The organism is Pseudomonas sp. SWRI18 (assembly GCF_014268345.1).
GTDB classification, from domain to species: Bacteria; Pseudomonadota; Gammaproteobacteria; order Pseudomonadales; family Pseudomonadaceae; genus Aquipseudomonas; species Aquipseudomonas cedrina.
In genome coordinates this window covers 148,061-167,312 of record NZ_JACCQQ010000002.1, presented here as the reverse complement: position 1 = coordinate 167,312, position 19,252 = coordinate 148,061, and the positions used below count along the sequence as shown (strand labels likewise).

17 protein-coding genes and 1 pseudogene are annotated in these 19,252 nt (G+C 59.8%); 11 read left to right on the top strand and 7 right to left on the bottom strand.

What is annotated here, in order from left to right:
- Positions 1-39 precede the first annotated feature (39 nt).
- The 3 genes from fdhD to H0Z09_RS03415 all read left to right on the top strand — a co-directional run bounded on the left by fdhD (position 40) and on the right by H0Z09_RS03415 (position 3,909).
- Positions 40-879, top strand: coding sequence for a formate dehydrogenase accessory sulfurtransferase FdhD (gene fdhD, locus H0Z09_RS03425; protein WP_076951602.1), 840 nt, complete (start codon positions 40-42; stop codon positions 877-879).
- Positions 876-3,224 carry an FdhF/YdeP family oxidoreductase gene (locus tag H0Z09_RS03420; protein WP_186687374.1) on the top strand — a complete coding sequence of 783 codons (2,349 nt, stop codon included), beginning with the start codon at positions 876-878 and terminating at the stop codon, positions 3,222-3,224. Before fdhD ends, H0Z09_RS03420 begins: the two co-directional genes overlap by 4 nt.
- Positions 3,225-3,429: 205 nt before the next feature.
- On the top strand, positions 3,430-3,909 hold the full coding sequence (locus tag H0Z09_RS03415) for a YMGG-like glycine zipper-containing protein (protein WP_012721700.1): 480 nt from the start codon (positions 3,430-3,432) through the stop codon (positions 3,907-3,909).
- A gap of 150 nt (positions 3,910-4,059) precedes the next feature.
- Here H0Z09_RS03415 and H0Z09_RS03410 read toward each other — a convergent pair whose 3' ends face one another.
- Together H0Z09_RS03410 and H0Z09_RS03405 are read right to left on the bottom strand one after the other, a co-directional pair.
- A complete protein-coding gene (locus tag H0Z09_RS03410) occupies positions 4,060-4,491 on the bottom strand; it encodes a thioesterase family protein (protein WP_186687355.1) in 432 nt (143 codons plus the stop codon).
- 23 nt (positions 4,492-4,514) lie between these two features.
- Complete coding sequence (locus H0Z09_RS03405) at positions 4,515-6,452, bottom strand: RecQ family ATP-dependent DNA helicase (RefSeq protein ID WP_186687352.1); 1,938 nt, start codon at positions 6,450-6,452, stop codon at positions 4,515-4,517.
- A gap of 163 nt (positions 6,453-6,615) precedes the next feature.
- Between H0Z09_RS03405 and H0Z09_RS03400 the strand changes: the two genes are divergently transcribed.
- Entirely contained in the window at positions 6,616-7,665 is a 1,050-nt protein-coding gene (locus tag H0Z09_RS03400; protein WP_186687349.1) for a S8 family peptidase, read from the top strand.
- 64 nt (positions 7,666-7,729) lie between these two features.
- Here the strand turns inward: H0Z09_RS03400 and H0Z09_RS03395 are convergent, their stop codons facing one another.
- Positions 7,730-8,905, bottom strand: coding sequence for a tetratricopeptide repeat protein (locus H0Z09_RS03395; protein ID WP_186687348.1), 1,176 nt, complete (start codon positions 8,903-8,905; stop codon positions 7,730-7,732).
- A gap of 416 nt (positions 8,906-9,321) precedes the next feature.
- On the opposite strand from H0Z09_RS03395, the gene H0Z09_RS03390 reads away from it, so the two are divergent.
- From H0Z09_RS03390 to H0Z09_RS03380, 3 genes are all read left to right on the top strand, one after another.
- Positions 9,322-9,591, top strand: coding sequence for a hypothetical protein (locus H0Z09_RS03390; protein WP_186687337.1), 270 nt, complete (start codon positions 9,322-9,324; stop codon positions 9,589-9,591).
- A gap of 363 nt (positions 9,592-9,954) precedes the next feature.
- Positions 9,955-10,311 carry a DUF1493 family protein gene (locus tag H0Z09_RS03385; protein ID WP_186687334.1) on the top strand — a complete coding sequence of 119 codons (357 nt, stop codon included), beginning with the start codon at positions 9,955-9,957 and terminating at the stop codon, positions 10,309-10,311.
- 173 nt (positions 10,312-10,484) lie between these two features.
- On the top strand, positions 10,485-11,348 hold the full coding sequence (locus H0Z09_RS03380; RefSeq protein WP_238340194.1) for a DMT family transporter: 864 nt from the start codon (positions 10,485-10,487) through the stop codon (positions 11,346-11,348).
- Between the two features lie 57 nt (positions 11,349-11,405).
- Here H0Z09_RS03380 and H0Z09_RS03375 read toward each other — a convergent pair whose 3' ends face one another.
- Together H0Z09_RS03375 and hslO are read right to left on the bottom strand one after the other, a co-directional pair.
- Complete coding sequence (locus H0Z09_RS03375) at positions 11,406-12,947, bottom strand: phosphoenolpyruvate carboxykinase (protein ID WP_186687330.1); 1,542 nt, start codon at positions 12,945-12,947, stop codon at positions 11,406-11,408.
- Between the two features lie 180 nt (positions 12,948-13,127).
- Positions 13,128-14,030: an Hsp33 family molecular chaperone HslO gene (hslO, locus tag H0Z09_RS03370; protein ID WP_076951591.1), complete on the bottom strand. Its 903-nt coding sequence runs from the start codon at positions 14,028-14,030 to the stop codon at positions 13,128-13,130.
- 103 nt (positions 14,031-14,133) lie between these two features.
- Here hslO and H0Z09_RS03365 point away from each other — a divergent pair.
- A pseudogene (locus H0Z09_RS03365) lies at positions 14,134-14,938 on the top strand (phosphatase PAP2 family protein).
- Positions 14,939-15,090: 152 nt separating this feature from the next.
- Here the strand turns inward: H0Z09_RS03365 and H0Z09_RS03360 are convergent.
- Positions 15,091-15,498 carry a S4 domain-containing protein gene (locus H0Z09_RS03360; RefSeq protein WP_186687327.1) on the bottom strand — a complete coding sequence of 136 codons (408 nt, stop codon included), beginning with the start codon at positions 15,496-15,498 and terminating at the stop codon, positions 15,091-15,093.
- A gap of 117 nt (positions 15,499-15,615) precedes the next feature.
- Between H0Z09_RS03360 and H0Z09_RS03355 the strand changes: the two genes are divergently transcribed.
- Genes H0Z09_RS03355 through rimK form a run of 3 tightly spaced genes read left to right on the top strand, consistent with a single transcriptional unit; the run spans position 15,616 to position 17,793 of the window.
- Positions 15,616-16,395 carry an EAL domain-containing protein gene (locus H0Z09_RS03355; RefSeq protein WP_186687318.1) on the top strand — a complete coding sequence of 260 codons (780 nt, stop codon included), beginning with the start codon at positions 15,616-15,618 and terminating at the stop codon, positions 16,393-16,395.
- Between the two features lie 31 nt (positions 16,396-16,426).
- Positions 16,427-16,891, top strand: a complete 465-nt coding sequence (locus H0Z09_RS03350; RefSeq protein ID WP_174555605.1) for an ATP-dependent zinc protease — start codon at positions 16,427-16,429, stop codon at positions 16,889-16,891.
- Positions 16,888-17,793, top strand: a complete 906-nt coding sequence (gene rimK / locus H0Z09_RS03345) for a 30S ribosomal protein S6--L-glutamate ligase (protein WP_003171022.1) — start codon at positions 16,888-16,890, stop codon at positions 17,791-17,793. Before H0Z09_RS03350 ends, rimK begins: the two co-directional genes overlap by 4 nt.
- A 141-nt stretch (positions 17,794-17,934) precedes the next feature.
- Here the strand turns inward: rimK and H0Z09_RS03340 are convergent, their stop codons facing one another.
- The gene (locus H0Z09_RS03340; protein ID WP_076951587.1) at positions 17,935-19,248 is read right to left on the bottom strand and encodes an ATP-binding protein; all 1,314 of its coding nucleotides are present in this window, start codon (positions 19,246-19,248) and stop codon (positions 17,935-17,937) included.
- Between the last annotated feature and the right edge of the window lie 4 nt (positions 19,249-19,252).

Below are 19,252 nucleotides of genomic sequence, written 5' to 3'. Positions count from 1 at the left end.
TAGTCTAAACACTGATCAATCCGTCGGTGGTATTGCCCCATGAACGCCAAGCGCCCAACCTGCGCGGCGCCCGCTGTTGAAACGCCTGCGCCTGCCGCCAGCCAGAGTTACCAATATTGCAGTCTCGATCACTCAGAATCCGCCAGCACAGCCCTGGCGGAAGAAGTGGCGTTGGCGATTGCCTATAACGACATCAGCCAGGCGGTGATGTTGGTGACGCCGACGGACCTTGAAGATTTTATTGTCGGTTTCAGCCTCGGCAGCGGGATTATTGCCGACGTCAGCGACATCTATGATCTCCAACTCAGTGGCGCGGGCTCTGCCCAGTACGCACACGTGCAGATTTCCAGCCGTGCATTCTGGAACCTCAAGCAGCAGCGCCGCCAACTGGCCGGCACCAGTGGCTGCGGCCTGTGCGGCGTGGAAGCGGTGGAGCAAGCATTGCCAGACCTTGAGGTATTGCCCGGCGCTCCGTTGCCTCCGGCGCAGTGGCTGGACGGCCTGCGCCAGCGCATCAGCGCGTTCCAACCCCTGGGCCAGCACAGCGGCGCCGTGCATGCGGCCGTCTTTATGAACGGTCAGGGGGAATTATTACTGGGCCGCGAAGACATCGGTCGGCACAACGCCTTGGATAAATTGATCGGCGCATTGATCCGCCAACAGATTCCGACCAAAGGCGGCCTGGCGATTGTCACCAGCCGTTGCAGCCTCGAATTGATCCAGAAAGTCCTGCGTGCGGGCATCCAGACCCTGGTCAGCCTGTCGTCGCCCACCGGCCTGGCCCTGCAATGGGCACGCCGGCATAACCTCAATCTCATCCACCTGCCGCAGAAAAGTGCGCCGCGGGTCTACAGCCCTGCGATGGAGAACCAGCCGTGAGCAATCATCATCAAGCCGACCAAACCCCGACCCCGCGCTACAAGCCCTACAAAGGCCCGGCTGGCGGCTGGGGCGCGCTGATCAGCGTGGCGCAAGCCTGGCTGACCAGTGACAACGCGCTGAAGAACCTGCGCATGATGCTCAAGACCAACCAGAACGGCGGCTTCGACTGCCCGGGCTGCGCCTGGGGCGACTCGCCGGAAAGCGGCATGGTCAAGTTCTGCGAAAACGGCGCGAAGGCGGTGAACTGGGAAGCCACCAAGCGCCGCGTGGATGCGGCGTTCTTCGCCAAACACAGCGTCACCGCCCTGATTGCACAGAGCGACTACTGGCTCGAATACCAGGGCCGCCTGACCGAGCCGATGCGCTACAACGCCGAAACCGACCACTACACGCCCATCAGCTGGGAAGCGGCCTTCGACCTGATCGGCAAGCACCTCAATGCCCTGCCCAGCCCGGACATGGCCGAGTTCTACACCTCGGGCCGCGCCAGCAACGAAGCGGCGTACCTGTATCAGCTGTTCGTGCGCGCCTATGGCACCAACAATTTCCCGGACTGCTCGAACATGTGCCACGAGGCCAGCGGCGTCGCCCTGGCGCAAAGCGTGGGCGTCGGCAAAGGCACCGTGACCTTTGATGACTTCGAACACGCCGACGCGATTTTCGTCTGGGGCCAGAACCCCGGCACCAACCACCCGCGCATGCTCGAACCGCTGCGCGAAGCAGTTAAACGTGGCGCCCAGGTGGTGTGCATCAACCCGCTGAAGGAGCGCGGCCTGGAACGCTTCCAGCATCCGCAGCACCCGCTGGAAATGCTCACCAACGGTGACAAACCGACCAACACTGCGTACTTCCGTCCGGCATTGGGTGGCGACATGGCCATCCTGCGCGGCATGGCCAAGTTCCTGCTGCTGTGGGAACGCCAGGCCCAGGCCGAAGGCAAAGAGGCCGTGTTCGACCACGATTTCCTCAACGAACACACCGTCAACGTCCTCGACTACCTGGGCCAGATCGACGACACCTCGTGGGATGAAATCGTCGCGCAGTCCGGCCTGACCCTGGTCGAGATCGAGCAAGCGGCGCGCATGTACGCCAAAGGCAAGAACGTAATCATGTGCTGGGCGATGGGCATCACCCAGCATCGTCACTCGGTGCCGACCATCCAGGAAATCGCCAACCTGATGCTGCTGCGCGGCAACATCGGCCGCCCAGGCGCCGGCCTTTGCCCGGTGCGTGGCCACAGTAACGTGCAGGGCGACCGCACCATGGGCATCAACGAACGCCCACCGGTGGCCTTCCTTGATTCCCTGGAGCGCCGCTTCCAGTTCCAGGTACCGCGCACCAACGGCCACAACGTGGTCGAAGCGATTCACGCCATGCTCGAGGGCCGCTCCAAGGTGTTTATCGGCTTGGGCGGCAACTTCGCCCAAGCCACGCCGGACAGCACGCGCACCTTCGAAGCACTGCGCAACTGCGACCTGACCGTGCAGATCAGCACCAAGCTCAACCGCAGCCACCTGATGCACGGCAAAGACGCGCTGATTCTGCCGTGCCTGGGCCGTACCGACATCGATATCCAGGCCGACGGCCCGCAAGCGGTGACGGTGGAAGACTCGTTCAGCATGGTCCACGGCTCCAACGGCCAATTGCAGCCGCTGTCGAAGCTGATGAAATCCGAACCTGCGATCCTGGCCGGCATCGCCGCCGCGACCTTGGGCAGCAAACCGGTGGATTGGAACTGGCTGGTGGCCGACTACGGGCGCATTCGCGACCTGATCGCCGATACCATCCCGGGCTTCAAGGACTTCAACGAAAAAATCAAAAATCCGGGCGGCTTCTACCTGGGCAACTCCGCAGGTGCGCGCCGTTGGAATACGCCGTCGGGCCGCGCCAACTTCCGCCCCAATATCCTGCCCAAGGACTTGATCCACGAACGCACCCACGCCACAGGCCGCGTGCCGGACCTGATCATGCAATCGATGCGCTCCCACGATCAGTACAACACCACCATTTATGGCCTGGACGACCGCTACCGTGGGGTCAAGGGCCAGCGTGACGTGCTGTTCGTCAACGAAGCCGACATTATTCGCCTGGGCTTCAAGCCGGGGCAAAAGGCCGACATCGTGTCGCTGTGGGAAGACGGTCGTGAGCGCCGGGTGAAGGGCTTTACCTTGCTGGCATTCGATATTCCGGCCGGGCAGGCGGCGGCTTATTACCCGGAAGTGAACCCGCTGGTTCCGCTGGAAAGCACCGGGGATGGCAGCCATACGCCGACGTCGAAGTTCGTGGCGATTCGCCTGGAAGCCGCGAGTGACAATGGCTTGATCATGGCCCGTTCAGCCTGACGGAAATCCGGGCACAAAAAAGGCCGCTTTTGCATAAAAGCGGCCGTTCCGAAGTAGCTAAAGACTGGCGAAATTGACTTAAGTTCCTTAGCCAAAACAGTAAGTTAGCGAATTGTGTACAAGTCGTGCTACTGGTCGGATTTCTATTGTCACAATCTCGACACAGCCTCAGGATCGCGCCGTCATCCCCTTGAGGTTTCCCTTAATGAAGTTCTCCTCGATTCTCTTGTTGTCCCTTGGCCTGGTCAGTGGCGCAGCCATGGCCGGTGGCACCACCGAAGCCGGTGTAGGCGGCGCATTGGGCGGGGTACTTGGCTCGGTTGTCGGCCAGCAGATCGGCGGCAACACCGGCTCGGCCATCGGCGCAGCCTTGGGCGGCGCGGGCGGCAGTGCGGTGGGCGCCGACAAGCGTAGCCGTGGCGAAGCCGCCATTGGCGGCGCATTGGGCGCGGCGGGCGGCAACGTGGTAGGCCGAAGCATGGGCGGCAACACCGGCAGCCTGATCGGCGCAGCCGCCGGCGGTGGTGCGGGTGGCGCGCTGGGCAACTACATGGGCAACAAGAGCGATGACGATGATCGCCGTTATCGTGGCCGTGATAACCGTCGGTATGACCGCGATGATCACCGTGGGCGCGGGCATGCCTATGGGCATCGCAAGAACAAGCATCACTATCGTCACCGGTAAGCTTACGACTTAACGAACACTGCATAACCCCTCTGGGAGCGGGCTTGCTCGCGAAAGCGGAGTGTCAGGCGCTGGATATGCTGACTGGCCCACCGCCTTCGCGAGCAAGCCCGCTCCCACATTCGGTCCGAGGTGTTCGTGGGTGTCGGGTCAAACTGCCAACCGCTGCAACGCCTCGCGCAACTGCCCCGCAATCGCCACCGGCCGGTTCGACCCTCGATCCACAAACACATGCACAAAACGTCCCGCCGCGCAGGCCTCTTCCTCGCCGGCCTTGAACACCGCCAATTCATACTGCACTGAACTGTTGCCCAATTTGCCCACCCGCAGGCCGATTTCGATGCGCTCGGGAAACGCGATCGAGGCAAAGTAATCGCACGCCGAACTCACCACAAACCCCACCACTTCACCGTCATGAATATCCAACCCGCCTTGTTCGATCAGGTAGGTATTCACCGCCGTATCAAAGAAGCTGTAGTAGGTCACGTTGTTCACGTGGCCATACACGTCGTTATCGTGCCAGCGCGTGATGATCGGCTGGAAGTGAGGGTAATCGGCACGTTGTGGCACTGAATCAGGCATGGGCACCTCGGGTGAAAGTGGGTTTACAGATCATTCAAATGGGCCTCGGCCCACTCGCGCACCTCGGCGTAGGGGTAGTCTTCCAGCGCAGCGAAACCGGGAATGCCCCGCGCCTTCAACTTGGTGAACAACGGCACGCTGATACCGCCCAGAAACCGCGTCAAGCGTTCGGCGCCGGGCAGCTCGCCATTATGCTCATGATGCCTGTGGATAAAATCACCGCACAGCCCCATGAAGTTTTTATCCACAAGCGGCGGCAAGCTCGGCGGCGCCGGCAAGCGCGCCACTTGCCCATGGCACACCGAGCAATGTCCGCAACGCTGGGGGGCGTTTTCATCGCCAAAATACTGCGCAAGGCGATGCCCCAGGCAATGCTCGGTGGCGAACAGATCGAGCATGGCGTGAATGCGCGCCACCTCGGTCACCTCATGTTGCTTGAAGCCTGTGTATAACTCGGTGCTCAGCACCTGCGCATCGAAGTCGGTATTCAGCAGGCTGTAGACCTCGGTCATTTGCTTGCTTTCCAGTTCGATCAGGCCATGTTCCTGGAAATAATCCAGCGCTTTTACCACTCGGTTGCGCTCGGCATTGTGCTGCTGATACAGCGCGTCGAAATCCACCGTTGCCCAGGTTTTTGCGCGCTTGCACACCTGGATGATCGCCGCGACAAATTGCTGCCGCTCGCCGGAGAAACGGGCGAGCAAGGCCTCGGGTTCGATCAGGTACTTGAAGCGGTACTCAGCGTAAAACGCGTAGCGCGGCGCGATCACGCCCTTGAGCTCCAACTGCACCAACAGCGTCTTCAACGGCAGTTCGCGAATATTGCTGTGGTCCGACAAAGACCTGAGCAAAAACTCCCACTGGCCTTCGCCCCGCGCGGCCTGCAGCTCTTCCAGCACCCGACGGATGCCCTCCTGTTCCGGCGTATCGCCGTAGACGAAGTTTTCCAGCACATTGAGGCTGTCGCGGTTGGCCAGCACCAGACAGTCAGACGGCTGCCCATCCCGTCCCGCACGACCGATTTCCTGGCTGTAGTTTTCGATGGATTTGGGCAGGTCGAAGTGCACCACATTGCGGATGTCACTTTTATCGATGCCCATGCCAAAAGCGATGGTGGCCACGATGCAATTGGAGCGCCCACTCATGAAACGTTGCTGGATACCCTCGCGTTTGTCATGGGGCAGCCCTGCGTGATAGGCCTCGGCCTGGATACCATTGCGGTTCAAGTGCTCGGCAATCTGCTCGGCGGTTTTCTGCAGGGTGACGTAGACGATGCTGGGCTGGTTGGCCCGCTCGTTCATCCATTGCACCAGGCGTCGGCGCTTGTCCACACCGCTGACCGGCTCGACCAACAGGTTCAGGTTGGGCCGGTAAAAGCCCGTGGTGACCACATCGTCCGGCGCAATGGCGAACTTCGCCTGCATGTCGGCAATTACCTTCGGTGTCGCCGTAGCCGTCAACAGCAACGCCTGCGGGATATTGAACTGGCGTTGGTAGTCCGGCAGCTTCAGGTAGTCCGGGCGGAAGTTGTGGCCCCACTCGGAAATACAGTGCGCCTCGTCCACCACCAGCAACGAGATCTGCACGCTTTGCAGGAAGTTTCGAAAGCGCTCGTTCTTCAAGCGCTCCACCGAAATCATCAGGATTTTCAGCTCACCGGAACGCGCGCGCGCCATCACGTCATTGGCGTCCTCGCGGCTCTGGGCCGAATCGATACTGCCTGCGCAAATACCGTGACGCTGCAAAAAGCCAAGCTGGTCCTGCATCAACGCCAACAGCGGCGACACCACCAGCGTCAGGTGCGGCAACAACACGGCGGAAAGTTGATAACACAGGGACTTACCCGACCCGGTCGGAAAAATGGCCGCCGCCGAACGACCGGCCAGCACGGCGCTGACCGTTTGTTCCTGGCCCAAACGAAACTGTGGATAACCAAAGACCTGCTGGAGGGTGTCGTGCATAGGCTGTCACTCCGTTGACCGCTGAAGGAATGAAAACCATAGATCAGCGATCAAGAAAAGGTCGTGGATAAACGCTACAAACTGATACAGAGAAAACCAGCATGCCCGCGCAAAAACGGAGACAGTAGCACGCTTGATCACTTACCCCGACAAGGAGTCGTGCATGCCTCGATGCCCGCTGTTTTCACTGCAACGCCTCATGGTTTTCTTATTGCCGTGGTTATTACTGGGCTGTGCCACCGCCCCGGTCCCTACCTCTACCGAACCAGACACACGCCGGTTTGAAACCCCTGAATACCTCGCGCAAAAAGCCCTGCCCATCGTCAAAGCTTCCTCTGTATACGCACGGGGAGGCACGGGCCAGGGCGTGAGCGTGGCGCTCATCGACTCGGGTCTCAACCACAGCCTGCCGGAGTTCTACGGGCGTGTGGCCGATCCGGGCTACGACTTCGTGAGACAAATGCAGTGCACCGTTGATATCAAAGGTCATGGCACCCAGATGGCCGGTATCCTCGCCGCGAACAAAAACGATCAGGGCATCCACGGCATTGCCTTCAATGCCCAACTCATTCCCATGCGTTTCGGAGACGATAAGGAGCCCTTTTACTTCGACAGTGAAATCGCCCAGGCATGGAACCTTGCATACGCCAAAGGTGCACGCATCTTCAGCAATTCATGGGCCAACCCCATTGAAGCCAATACCAACGAAGTTTCCATTTATGAACGCTTGATGGGCGACTCATTGGAGGTGGCCAAAAAACTGGTGGCCGAAGGTTCCGTATTCGTCTTTTCCACTGGCAATGAAGTCAAGCGTGAACCCCTTGCCGAACCTGGCCTTCCGGCGTTGGTGCCCGAACTGGAGAAAGGCTGGATAGCCGTCATGGCGCTCAAGAACGACGGTACCGCCATCAATCTCAAATCCAATTATTGCGGCCTCGCGGCACGCTGGTGCATCGCGGTACCCGGCGGCGACGGTGGGGCGGGGCTGTTGACGACCAACAAGGACGGCAGCTACGGGCCCACAGCCGGCACCTCGCCAGCCGCCGCGTTGGTCAGTGGCGCCCTGGCTGCGTTACAGAGTCGCTTTCCCGAAATGACGCCGCAACAAGTGCGTGAACGCCTGCTCAGCACGGCTAATCGAACGGGGATCTATGCTAACAGCGAAGCCTATGGGCGAGGCTTGATGGACCTGGACGCGGCTTCGCGCCGGTAGCCATCCACCAAACAGACAACGCGCCACTGGGGCGCGTTGTCGGTAGGACGTTTGCCACTGTCTATCAGCGGTTCCGTACCCGCTCAATTGCCGTGTCATACACCGGATTGGCCTTCTGCTCCTTGGCCAACTGGTAGTGACGCAACGCATCGGCGAACTGCCCGGCCGCTTCGTAGATGCGCGCGATGTTGTAGTAGGCGCCGGCCCGTACGGTCGCGGCATTCGCGCCGGTCGCCAAGGCGATGGCCTTGCGGTTGGCCCAGATCGACTCGGCGGTATTGCCTGCCTTCTGATACGCCAGGCCCAGGTTGCCGTAGGCCTTGCCGAAGCCATTGTCCAGCTCGATGGCCTGGCGGAACAGGTCGATGGCCTGGTCAAGGTTCCCCGCCTGGTAGGCCGCTTCGCCTTGAACGTTCAGACGTTTCGCATCGGTTTGGGCCGAAGAGCTGACCGCGACAGCCGTCACCGCAACACTGTCATCCAGTAACGGTTTGACTTCATTGAGCACATTCGCGGCATCCACCGTCACGCCGTTGAAGGTGTTGATGTCCTGGAAGTCGCCACTGCCTGTCATGCGGAACACGGTCCACAGGTTACCGCTGCGGTTTTTCGGCACGTAGTAGGTGCGCACCAGGGACTGGCCCATGTACACGAACACCTTGGCTTCGCTGTTGGACAGTTGGCGCGAACCTGGATTATCACTGTTGCTGTAGTCATGCACGGCGTAGACGTAGCTTTCGCCGTAGTGCTTCTTCTGCAGGGTAATGGTTTCCGGGCCGTAGCTGTCGGTGTCATCCACGTCCAGCTCGGCGTCGTCGCCCTTTTGACTATCGAAGTAGATGTTGTTACCGGGGAAAATCATATGGGAGTCGAGGTCTGCCGGGGTTTTGCCCCAGCTCAGCACCACGCGCAGGCCGTCGAGGTTTTCCATCACCGGGCTGATGGCGTAGGTCATGCCTTTGCACGGGCACTTCACCACCAGGTTGGAGTAGCCGGGCTTTTTGATGATCAGCAGGCTGCTGGCATCATCCGCGGCTTCGCTGGTGAGGGTCACCTGGCCCTGGGCATTGGTGCGGCCCACTACGTTCTGTGCGCCGTTACGTTGCAACAGCACTTCGGCGTCGGCGATTTTCTGGTCCTTGACCACCGCGCTGAGCACCTCGATCGGCAATTGTTCGGCCTGGACCGAAAACGCCACTGCACACAATGACATCGCCGAAGCGATACGCAGCAAACCCATGCTCAACTCCCTTTAAGTATTGGGCGGAATCGCCCTACAAGATTTTGCGGTGAAACATACCTTGAATTCAGCGCGCTGGCGGATTTTTTATAAGGAATGTGACGTGGTTATTAGGTAGCACTGATCGCAGTTAAACCATCTGTTTATTGTCCGAGAAGAAACTCACTTCTAAGGTTCGTTCCGTCGCTGCCAAATCAGCGACCGGGTTTGGTCACCCGAAAAACAGCACACATAAGTGCCATTATTTGTTCCGCGAACGTCTATCGTCTCGTATCGCAGTGCTATGGCGGCTGTGTGGGGGACGTCTTCGGACGTGTCGGAGTGCTGTTTCCGGCTGGCCAACCCGCGCACAGTCCGCCACCCACCGTTTGGCCACGGTGATGTCGGTTACCTAACAGCAAACCGAGTACCTTCACATGCAAATACCTGAAACGATGGACCGCTACCGCCTACTGCGCACCAACTTCACCGACACCCACCCACTTGTCATCGACACTGAAGCCAAAGCCGAAGACATCCAGTCCGCTGCCCATCAACGCATCCGCGCAGCCACGGACTTGCTCGAAACTTTCTCCTGCCTGACCTTCGAACACGCCGACCTCAAAGACATTTCCCACATCATCAACGCCTTGTACCTGCTGGTTCAGGACGGCTGTGATTTGCTGGAAGCCACGCAACAGGTTTAGCTGCAACCGGCGGCCGACAGTCCAACACAAACTAACCAGACATACAGCTAACCCTGTGGGAGCTGGCTTGCCTGCGATAGCGGAGCGTCAGGCGACATCTTCATACCTGATCCACCGTCATCGCGGGCAAGCCCGGCTCCCACATTTGACCGATATTACTGTTGAGTCGCTGCCAATCCATAAATGCCGGAGATCACTGTAAGAAATCTCCAAACGCTGCGACATCCTCTTCCCAAATTGCTTCAAATACACCCTCAACCCTCTACAGTAGTAACGCGTAGCTGAATGAAAATAGCGCTCTCTCAACCGTCTCGGCAGAAATACCGTGACGCCCCCATTCGCCCACTCCTGCGTGCCCCCACCATGAACCTCGCCCCCAACTTCCCCGAAGACCCCGTCATGCAGCAACTCCTGCAACTGCTGCACGAAGAAATCGGCCTGCCGAAACACAAGACCCTTCGCCTGCAGACCTCGCTGAACTTCGACCTCGGGTGCGATGGCGCTGAGGCCAAGCAACTGATGGAAGCGCTGGAGCAGGAATTCGCGCTCGACCTGGGCGACTTCGACACTTATCGTTACTTCAACCCTCCGGTATTTGATGTGTTTCTCAAACGTCGGGCCAAGGGGCGCGGCGAAAAAGTGCCGCTGACCATTGGAATGCTTTACCTGGCGATCAAGACGCACAGCTGGGATACGCAGACGCTGGAAAACCTGAGCTGAGCGAATACAGATTTCGAACTCACGGAAGACCAAATGTGGGAGCGGGCTTGCTCGCGAATGCGGTGCATCAGCCAACCTTTTCGGCGACTGACACTCCGCCTTCGCGAGCAAGCCCGCTCCCACATTTTGAAGCTGCGCTAACCTGGCCAGCCGCGTACACAATAAGGACTGACATGGATGTAACAATGGGCCTGCTGGCCGCCCTGCTCTGGGGCGGCACGGACTTTCTAGTGGGCCTCAACGCCCGCGCCGTGGGCGTTAAACGAGCGGTTTATTTCGGACAGGCGCTCGGCTTCCTGATCATGACTTTGTTGTTGGTCATTCTTCCCAGCTTCCTGTTCAAATCCCTCGACGCGCCGCTGAGCGTATGGCTGCTGGGCATCGCTGCCGCCCTGCTCACCGTCTCCGGCGCCCTCGCCCTGTCCAAGGCCTTCGCCCTCGGCAAAGCCGCCATCGTCGCGCCGCTGGTGACGTCCTATGGTGTGGTCACCACATTGCTGTCCTGGGCCAGCGGAGAACACATCAGTTTGACCCAACTGGGCTGCATCGCCCTGTGCGTGATCGGCGTGATCCTGTCCAGCCTCCACAAGGACAACGGCGCCCCCCACAATAACCCACGCCTTTCCATCGCCTACGCCATGCTCGCCTCGCTGCTTTATGGCACCAGCTTCTGGCTGCAAGGGCGCTACACCCTGCCGGCGCTGGGGCCGATCACCATGCTGTGGTTGGGTTACCTGGTGGGCCTGTGCGTGCTGGTGGTAATGGTGTTGAAGATCAAGGACGGCCTGAAGATCCCGCCGCTGAAAAACTGCACGACGTTGACCGGGGCGAGCTTGATGAACCTGGGCGGGTTTTCGGCGTTTTCGTGGGGGGCGATGACAGGGTCGGTGGCGGTGGTGACGGTGATCAGTACGCTGTCAGGTGGGATTGCGGCGATTCTGGGGTTTGTGTTTTTCAAGGAGCGCTTGTCGGCGGTGCAAGTGCTGGGAGTCGCGCTGGTGCTGATCGGCGCCGTGGTCTTACACGTCGCCCATTAAGCCGTCGCGCAGAAAAAAGCCGCCTGCAAGAGGCGGCTTTTTTACAACGTTCGAACCTTACAACTTAGGCCCAGCAGCCTTGATCGCCTCACTCACTTCAAACTTCTTGAAGTTCTCGATGAACAACCCAGCCAGCGCCTTCGCCGCTTCATCGTAGGCAGCCTTGTCGGCCCAGGTGTTACGTGGGTTCAACAGGCCCGTCTCAACACCCGGCACAGCCAATGGCACGTCGAGGTTGATGGTGTCGAGGTGTTCGGTTTCAGCACCGATCAACGCGCCGCTCTGGATCGCTGCGATCACGCCGCGGGTGGTCGGGATGTTAAAGCGTTTGCCGACGCCGTAGCCGCCGCCGGTCCAGCCGGTGTTGACCAGGTAGACCTTGGAGCCGAAGCCGCGGATGCGCTTGATCAGCAGCTCAGCGTATTCGCCGGCCGGGCGTGGGAAAAACGGTGCGCCGAAGCAGGTGGAAAAGGTCGACTTGATGCCGCCGCCGGAACCCATTTCGGTCGAGCCCACCAGTGCGGTGTAGCCGGACAGGAAGTGGTAGGCCGCTTGTTCTTCGCTGAGGATCGACACAGGCGGCAGTACGCCAGTCAGGTCGCAGGTCAGGAAGATCACCGCGTTTGGCTCGCCGCCCAGGTTCTTCTCGGAACGCTTGGCAACGTGTTCCAGCGGGTAGGCGGCGCGGCTGTTCTGGGTCAGGCTGACATTGGTGTAGTCGGCGTGCCCGGCCTCGTCGATGACGACGTTCTCCAGCACGGCGCCGTGCTTGATGGCCTTCCAGATGACCGGTTCGTTCTTCTCGGACAGGTCGATGCACTTGGCATAGCAACCGCCTTCGATGTTGAACACCACGCCTTCGCCCCAGCCGTGTTCGTCGTCACCGATCAGGTAACGGCTTTCGTCAGCGGACAGGGTGGTTTTACCGGTGCCCGACAGGCCGAAGAACAGGGTCACGTCGCCGGCTTCGCCGATGTTGGCGGCGCAGTGCATCGGCAGTACGTCGGAGGCCGGCAGCAGGAAGTTCTGCACCGAGAACATGGCTTTCTTCATCTCACCGGCGTAACGCATACCGGCGATCAGGACTTTTTTCTGAGCGAAGTTGAGGATCACGCAACCGTCGGAATTGGTACCGTCACGCTCTGGCACGCATTCGAAGTTGGCCACGTTGAGCACTTGCCACTCTTCACGACCGGCCGGGTTGTACTGGGCCGGGTTGATGAACAGGCAGCGACCGAACAGGTTCTGCCAGGCGGTCTGGGTGGTCATTTTCACGGCCAGGTAGTGGTCTTCGGAAGCCCCTACGTGAACATGGGAAACGAAGTGTTCTTGCGCGTTGTTGAAGGCTTCTACGCGGTTCCACAGGGCATCGAACTTGTCGGCCGGGAACTTGCGGTTGATCGGGCCCCAGGCGATTGCGTCCTGGGTAGTCGGCTCTTCGACGATGAAGCGGTCGACCGGCGAACGGCCGGTGCGGTGACCGGTTTCTACGACCAGCGCGCCAGTATCGGCAAGCACGCCTTCACCGCGCTGCAGGGCTTCTTTGACCAGATCGTCAACACTCAGATCGGTGTATACGGCGTTATTGGCTTGCGTCATGAGGTTCCCCGTCGGCCTGTGGCCGAGTTGCTCCAAACGTTTTGTAGTAGAAAGTTGCGCACTACTACCGCGAAAAAAGTGGGCCGGATTATGCCAGAAAAGCCCAAAAAGAGTAGGGCCCTCCCGTCAGAACGCCTCTAATCCGGCATTCGGCAGGTAATTTACCTGTGCTTAAACGTTTTAGTGGCGGGTGTCGGAAGGGGTGTCGATGCCCGCGCCGGCGAACAATTGGGCTACATCGGCCGCATCGAACAGGTAGCGCTGGTTGCAGAACTGGCAGTCGATCTCGATATGCCCACCGTGCTCCACTACCAATTCCTGCGCATCTTCCAGGCCCAGGCTGACCAGGGCGTTGGCGGAACGCTCGCGCGAGCAGCTGCAATTGAAGCGCAGGCCCTGTTCGTCAAACAGGCGCACGGCTTCTTCGTGGTACAGGCGATGCAGGATAGTTTCGTTGTCCAGGCCCAGCAGTTCTTCGGCGGTCAGGGTACCGGCCAGTGCGGTCAGCTTGCGCCAGCTGTCGGTGCGCTCATCGTCGTCCTTGATGCGGTCGGCTGGCAATTGCTGCAACAGCAGGCCGCGAGCGCGCTTGCCGTCGGCGTTGAGCCAGAACTTGGTGCCGACTTGCTGGGACATCACGAAATAGTTGGTGAAGCAGTCCGACAGGGTCTCGCCGTCGAGATCGACGATGCCCTGGTAGCGCTGGCCTTCCGTCGGGTCGACCGTGATTGCCAGCACACCGTCGGCCATCAGGTCGGCCAGAGTAGCGTCAGGTGCGATCCGCTCGGCGTCGTAACGGGCCAGGCCACGGATTTCACGCTCGCTGGAGCACTCGATCATCAGCATCGGCACCGGGCCTTCGGACCGTGCCTGCAGGATCAGCAAACCGTCGAATTTCATCGTGCCTACCAACAACGCAGCCGCCGCCATCAACTCGCCGAGCAGTTGCGCGACCGGTTCCGGATAGGCGTGCTTGGCGAGGACTTCGGCGTAGCTGCGCTCCAGGGAGACGAGTTCGCCGCGGGCGTCGTTCTCGTCAAAGATGAAGCGTTGGGTGAAGTCGGTGTCCGGTAGATCAGTCATAGGTCTGGGTATCTGAATTGATGACAAAATGATTACAAGGTTTATAGAATTAAACGCTTTAGCACCTTTTTGGTGCGGTTTTCCAAAGCAGTGGAGACAGTTTATGAACAATCCGGGTTTGTTCCAAGCCAAGTGGAACCTCGGGGGGTGGGCCTTTTGCAATCTACTCGCTATAGGGCTGCTGTGTTTTTGGCTGCGGCCCACGGGCCAGATGCTCTGCGTGATTTTCGACGAGTGGCTGTTCCACCTGCTAAACGACCCGCTGGCGAGCAACTCCACATGGCTGCATGTTTGGGCTGTGGCCAGTTTGCGACCGTTTGACGCGGTGGTCGGTGTAATTCTGCTGACGCTATTGATCCCGCGGCGACTGGGTATTCCAGGCCGTTCAAGTGCGCCAGGCGCTGTTAGGTTTTGTCGGCATTCTGTTGCTGTTGCTGTTTATCCGCATGCTGTTTTCCAAACTCGCGGCGCACATGGGCTGGCAACACAGTAGCCCGTCGATGATGATCAGTGGCGCGGTCCAGATGAGCGACTACTTCCCCGGGCTGGAGAAAACCTGGGAATTGAAGGACCGTTCGAGTCAGAGCTTTCCTGGCGATCACGCTTCGGTATTGCTGATCTGGGGTATGTTCATGTCGGTGTTCGCCACGCGCATCGGCCAGGTGCTGGTGATCTGGGGGCTGGCACTGTTGTTCATGAGGCCGCGCCTGGTGGCTGGGGCTCACTGGGGGCAGGACGATTATATCGGCGGTGTGTTGCTGGCGCTGTTGGCGCTGGGGTGGGGGTATTACACGCCGTTTGCGGCGAGGGTGTCGCAGGGATTATTGCGAGTGACGGCGCCGGTGTTTGGGTTGCTGGGGAAGTTGCCGGTGGTTGGGCGATTGAGTGTCGTGCGCATTAGCACCTAACGCCGAAGGTTCAATGTGGGAGCGGCGGTGCGACGATTCGACTTGCTCGCGAAGGCGGTGTGTCAGTCAGCACATGTGTTGACTGATACACCGCCTTCGCGAGCAAGCCCGTTCCCACATTTGATCTGCTTTTGGCTGGAGATTGGTGGCACTCATTCATCAGTGCCACTGCCGCGAAACTTGAACAAATCGCGGCGTTGCTTCTTGCTCGGCTTGCCATCGGTGGTCATGCCCGTGGCGCCCGCCTTGCGCATGGCGGCCGCGTTTTCGCGCTTGGCAACGCTGGCCTCGGTCTCCGTATAAAGCGCCTGCGCTTCGGGCGCGCCGCGACGAACAATGGAAAGTGCCTGGACCACAATGGTCTTTTCGTCAAAACCTATACGAATCTGAAACTCATCGCCGACACGTGGCTCTTTGCCCGGCTTGCAGCGCTCGCCACGATGATGCACCTTGCCACTCTCGATCGCGGCCTTCGCCAGGGCACGGGTTTTATAGAAACGCGCCGCCCACAGCCACTTGTCCAGACGGACCTTTTCTTCCTCTTGCTGCTTTTGAGCCACTTGAATTCCTCGCTCTGAAAAATGTCGCAACTTTACCGTTGAACCCCTTCGACGCATAAACCCCAAGGCTCACCTAAGATACGCCAGGTAGCACCCTGATTTTCGCGAGGATACGCTGTGACCGACTTTCCCGTTTCACTCACCTCGCCTGAACAGCGTTGCGTGGGTTGCCAGCAAAGCGAGCCCCTGGGGTTCGATTTTGCCTTCGCGTACCAGCCTATCGTAGACCTTCGGGACCGGTCGATCTTTGCCAATGAAGCCTTGGTGCGCGGCGTCGGCGGCGAAGGCGCAATATCGGTATTGCAGCAAGTCAGCGACAGCAATCGCTACCGCTTCGACCAACGCTGCCGGACCCAGGCGATAGCCGGCGCCGTGGCGCTTGGGATGCAAACCCATCTGTCGATCAATTTCATGCCCAATGCCGTGTACCGTCCGGAACTGTGTATCCGCAGCACCTTGGAGGCTGCACGCAAGCACAATTTCCCGCTGGACCGCCTGATTTTCGAGACGCTCGAAAGCGAGCACGTAGATAACCATCGCCATTTAACGAATATTCTGCGTGAATACCGCGAATTCGGCTTCAAGACCGCCATCGACGATTTCGGCGCGGGCTATTCGGGGCTGAACCTGCTGGCCGATTTCCAGCCTGACTTGATCAAGCTCGACATGGCGCTGATACGCGATGTCGATCAGGATCGCGTCCGCCAGGTCATCGTTCGGGGGATTGTCACAATCTGTGAGCAGTTGGAGGTTACTGTCATCGCCGAAGGCATCGAAAGTGCCGGCGAGCGCGACTTCCTCTCCGACTGTGGAATATTTCTGATGCAGGGCTACTGGTTCGCCAAGCCTGCATTCAAAGCCCTGGCCGACGTGACACCAACAGCTTGGGCGAACTGACCGGTTAACCATATTGAAGACATTTGACCATTTGACCGTCGTGGGTCTGCGTGAGTGGGTGGCACTTCCCGACTTGGGAGTCGCAGGCCTGCGCGCAAAGATCGACACGGGTGCCAGCACCTCAAGCCTGCACGCGACCGACATCGAGCCCTTTGAGCGCGATGGCGAAAAGTGGGTGCGCTTCACCGCGCACCTGGGCAGCGTCGTGCAGTTGCGCCACCGCCGCTGCGAAGCGCCCCTGGTGACGATGAAAACCATCAAGAGCTCCAACGGCCATGCGCAGGTGCGCTATGTCATCAGCACTACGCTGGCCTTGGGCGACCGGGTATGGCGGGTGGAATTCACCCTCGCCTGCCGCAAGGCCATGCGTTACCGCCTGTTGCTGGGCTCCAAGGCGTTGATTGATGGCCAATTGGTGGTCAATCCCGGCATCAAGTACGTTCAAGACAAACCGGTGTTCCCGGTCTCTACCATTTCTGCCCCAGGTGCTGCATGAAGATTGCTGTGCTGTCGCGAAACCCGCGTCTGTATTCCACCCGCCGCCTGGTTGAGGCCGGCACTGAACGTGGCCACGAAATGGTGGTGATCGACACGTTGCGTGCCTATATGAACATCGCCAGCCACAAGCCGCAGATCCACTACCGGGGCAAGCCGCTGGAGGGGTTTGATGCCGTGATCCCGCGCATCGGCGCTTCGGTGACATTTTATGGCTGCGCGGTGTTGCGCCAGTTTGAAATGATGGGGGTATTCCCCCTCAATGAGTCGGTGGCGATTGCCCGCTCACGGGACAAGCTGCGCTCGCTGCAGTTGCTGTCGCGTCGGGGTATCGGCCTGCCAGTGACCGGCTTCGCCCACTCCCCCGATGATATCCCCGACCTGATCGAGATGGTCAACGGCGCGCCGCTGGTGATCAAGGTGCTGGAAGGCACCCAGGGCATCGGCGTGGTGCTGTGTGAAACCGCGACGGCCGCGGAATCCGTGATCGAGGCGTTCATGGGCCTCAAGCAGAACATCATGGTGCAGGAATACATCAAGGAAGCCGGCGGTGCGGATATCCGCTGCTTCGTGGTGGGGGACAAGGTGATCGCAGCGATGAAGCGCCAGGCCAAGCCAGGGGAGTTCCGCTCCAACCTGCACCGCGGCGGCAGCGCCAGCCTGATCAAGATCACCCCGGAAGAACGCATGACCGCGCTGCGGGCGGCCAAGGTGATGGGGCTGGCCGTGGCGGGTGTGGATATCCTGCGCTCCAATCATGGGCCGCTGGTGATGGAAGTGAATTCGTCGCCGGGTCTGGAAGGGATCGAGACCACCACAGGCAAGGATGTCGCGGGGATCATCATTCAGCATCTGGAAAAGAATGGCGGGCCGAATATGACGCGGACCAAGGGCAAGGGCTGATACGCGGCAAGCTTTGGCACACTGCAAAACCAATGTGGGAGCGGGCTTGCTCGCGAAAGCGGTGGGTCAGTCGATATTTCTAGTGACTGACACTCAGTATTCGCGAGCAAGCCCGCTCCCACATTTGATATCTGTTGTTGATTAGACCGCGTCTCTAGGCAACATCAAGCCCAGCGGCAACCTCACCCGCGCCTCCAGGCCACCTTCCTCGCGGTTGCGCAGCTCGACATTGCCGCCATGCATCGAAGCAATCCGCCGCACGATGGCCAGGCCCAGGCCAGTGCCCTTGCCGCCCCGGGCACGGTCGCCGCGGGTAAAGGGGTTGAAGATGCCTTCCAGCTCGTCCGGGTCGATACCCGCGCCCCGGTCCATCACGCTCAGCACCACATAGGGCGCGGCACTGTCGCCGGACACATACGCCGCCACTTCCACATCGGACCCCGCGTGATGCAGGGCGTTACCAATCAGGTTGTTCAACAGGCGCTTCATCGACACCCGACGCAACGCAAACGGTTGGATCGGCTCCAGGCGCATGCGCACCTGTTCACCGTTCTGGTTGTAGGGTGCCACCACTTCACGCACCAGGTCCGTCAGGTCGACCTCTTCCACCACTTCATCACGGCCATCGCGGATGAACGCCAGGAACTGGTCGAGGATAGCGTCCATGTCCTCGATGTCGCGGACCATGTCATCGGTGAGGTCGGTATGGTTGCCCATCAACTCCAGTGACAGACGCAGTCGCGTCAAGGGTGTGCGCAAGTCGTGGGAGACCCCCGCCAGCATCAGCTCGCGTTCGCGACCGGCCTGTTCGACATCCTCCGCCATCTGGTTGAACGCACCGTACACCTCGGTCATCTCGCTGGGTGTATCACTGACCGGCAGGCGCACGCTGCGGCCCTGGCCTAACTGGCGGGCGGCAAAGACCAGACGTTTGAGCGGCTGGTTGAGTTGACGCACGAAAATCCAGGCGGAAGCGGTGGAAAGCAAGCCGATGGCCAGGAACCAGCCCAGCACGTTCCAGATCTTCTGCCCACGCAATGGATGGGGATACAGCGGCACCTTGATCCAGGCATCGCCCAGGCTCGGTGCCCTCACCCACAACGCAGGCGAAACATGCATGCGCAAGCGGACTTCGGTGTCCTCTCCGAGCTCTGCCTGCATCTGGCGCTGGTAGATCTCGCTGTAGGGCCAGTGCTGCTCGCCCTCGGGCACTCCGGCTCCGTCGACCCGAATCAGGGTGGAGGCCTTCGCCACCTTCTCGCGATTTTCCTCGTCAACGGCCCAGTAGGCACGCAGTGTCAGGGCAACACCGTGGCTGTACTGTCGATCCACCAGCACATCTTCGTTCATTAACAGATAAACCAGCGTGAGTGCCTTGGAAAACAGAACGACGATCAGCACCAGCCAAAGGGTGCGGGAGAAGAAACTTTGCGGGAACCACAGCGGGGTTTTCATGAGG